Source organism: Blastomonas sp. (genome assembly GCF_041747255.1).
Lineage (GTDB): Bacteria > Pseudomonadota > Alphaproteobacteria > Sphingomonadales > Sphingomonadaceae > Blastomonas.
On sequence record NZ_JBGTFM010000272.1, the window covers coordinates 1 to 2642 of the forward strand.

2 protein-coding genes are annotated in these 2642 nt (G+C 60.6%); both read right to left on the minus strand.

Annotated elements, in window-relative coordinates; genetic code table 11:
• Window positions 1–1460 (minus strand): pyruvate, phosphate dikinase (locus tag ACEW8G_RS09275; RefSeq protein ID WP_373488143.1); only part of this gene is annotated, 1460 nt, incomplete at its 3' end.
• An 8-nt stretch (window positions 1461–1468) separates the two neighbouring features.
• The coding region (locus ACEW8G_RS09280) for a glycine--tRNA ligase subunit beta (protein WP_373488144.1) at window positions 1469–2642 on the minus strand (1174 nt) is incomplete at its 5' end.

The window sequence follows — 2642 nt, forward strand, 5'->3', positions numbered from 1 at the left end:
GAAACGCACGGCCGCCCCATGCCGCGCGCGACCACCGCAGCGTGGGATGTCATGCCGCCACGAGCGGTGAGGATGCCGCGCGCCGCGTGCATCCCGTGAATGTCTTCGGGGCTGGTCTCGATCCGCACCAAGATGACCGCCTCGCCCATCGCATTGCGCCGTTCGGCGGTGTCAGCGTCGAACACGATCACGCCGCTCGCCGCGCCGGGAGATGCGGGCAGGCCCTTGGTCAGCACATCGCGCACCGCATCAGGATCAAGCGAGGGATGCAGCAGCTGATCGAGCGCCATCGGATCGACCCGGGCAATCGCCTCCTGCTCGGTGATCAGGCCTTCGTTGGCCATATCGACCGCGATCTTGAGCGCCGCCTTGGCGGTGCGCTTGCCCGAACGGGTCTGCAGCATCCACAATTTACCGCGCTCGACGGTGAACTCGATGTCCTGCATGTCGCGGTAATGCGTTTCGAGGATGTGGAACACCCGTGCCAGCTCGGCATAGGTTTCGGGCATCGCCTCTTCCATGCTCAGCGGCTTGGCGTTCGCTTCCGCGCGCGCGGCTTTGGTCAGATACTGCGGGGTGCGGATGCCCGCGACCACGTCTTCGCCCTGCGCATTGATCAGGAACTCGCCGTAATACAGGTTCTCGCCGGTCGAGGGATTGCGCGTGAACGCCACGCCCGTTGCCGAGGTGTCGCCCATGTTGCCGAATACCATCGCCTGCACATTGACCGCGGTGCCCCATTCGGCGGGAATGTCGTTGAGGCGACGATAGACCTTGGCCCGCTCCGACTGCCACGATCCGAACACCGCCGCGACCGCGCCCCATAGCTGATCGTGCACATCCTGCGGGAACGGCTTGCCCCATTGCTCCTCGACCAGCGTCATGTACTCGCCCACCAGCGCGCGCCAGTGTTTCGCTTCCATCTCGGTATCGCTATAGAAGCCGTTGTCTTCCTTGATGATTTCCAGCGCCTCTTCAAACGCATCATGATCAAGGCCAAGCACGACATCGGCATACATCTGCACGAACCGGCGGTAGCTGTCCCACGCAAACCGCTCATCGCCCGACGTGATCGCCAGTCCCTCAACGGTCTCGTCGTTGAGGCCAAGGTTGAGCACCGTGTCCATCATGCCGGGCATCGACACGCGCGCACCCGAGCGCACCGAGACCAGCAAAGGATCAGCCGCGTTGCCGAAATTTTTGCCGGTGATCTGCTCGATATGCTTCAGGCCCTCGGCGACTTCGGCCTTCAGGCTGTCAGGAAACACCTCGCCATCGAGATAATAACGGGTGCACATGTCGGTGCTGATGGTGAAGCCCGGGGGCACCGGCAGGCCGATCGAGGCCATGCCATCAAGGTTCGCGCCCTTGCCGCCGAGCAGGTTCTTGTTGCCGGCCTGGCCAGGATTGGCGCCGCCATCACTGGCGTTGCCGCCGAAACGATACACATATTTGGTCATCAGTTCCCCTAACCCTCGATCTTCGAGAAGTCAGCAACGCTGTGCACCGCTGCGCGGATGCGCGCGAGCAAGGCGAGGCGATGCTCGCGCTTGGCCGGATCGGCATCGTTCACGGTCACGTCATCAAAAAAGCGGTCAATCGGCCCGCGCAGTGAGGCAAGCGCGATCATCGCAGCGGCAAAATCCTCACGCGCGATGGCATCGGCAGCGGCAGGCTCGGCGGCATCGAGGGCGGCGATAAGCGCGGCTTCGGCGGGTTCCAACCCAAATGCCCTCTCCCCTTGAGGGGAGAGGGAAGAGACGCCGTCAGGCGTCGAAGGGAGAGGGGCCTGAACTGAGGTCGGCGCATGCCCCTCTCCCCCCGCCGCTGCGCGGCTCCCCCCTCTCCCCTCAAGGGGAGAGGGCTTTTCCTTCTTCAAGATATTCGCCGCGCGCTTGTACCCGGCGAGCAGGTTGCCCCCCTCATCGGTCTCAACAAACGCCTGCAACGCATGCACGCGCGCGAGCAGCCGGACGAGGTCGTCCTCGCCGCCGAGCGCGAACACCGCGTCGATCAGATCGTGACGGACACCTGCCTCGCGCTGCTGGACCTTGAGGCGGTCGGCTACAAATGCAACAACTTGGGATGTGTCGAAGGAGAGCCGAATATATTCGATGAGATACTCAATTTTAAATTCTGCCAAGGGCCAACGAATTACTGGATCCCAATGTACACCCACTGAAATTTCATTCTCGCTGCGATTTAGGTCGAAATCGTTATTCCATTGTCCAGCCTCATCAAATCGGAATACCGATGAACCATCTGGCGCTTCATAAAGCTCATTCCAATGATATTGATCTCGTGCAATTTCAAATTTGAGAAATCTATTGATCACTACAAGAAGGGGTAATCTGAGATCATTCGTAATTATGAGGCGAATGAGAGCTAATGCCATGCGCCGTAACGCAAAGGGGTCTTTAGAACCAGTAGGCTGGTTACCCGTTACAAAAAATGAAACCAACGTATCCAGCTTATCCGCCAAACTCACCGCCACCGTCACCGGATCGGTGGGCACGTCATCGCCTTGGCCCACCGGCTTGTAATGATCGCGGATGGCGGCGGCGACCTGGGGGTCGAGACCCTCCTTCGTCGCGTAATAACCGCCCATAAGCCCTTGAAGTTCAGGGAACTCGCCGACCATT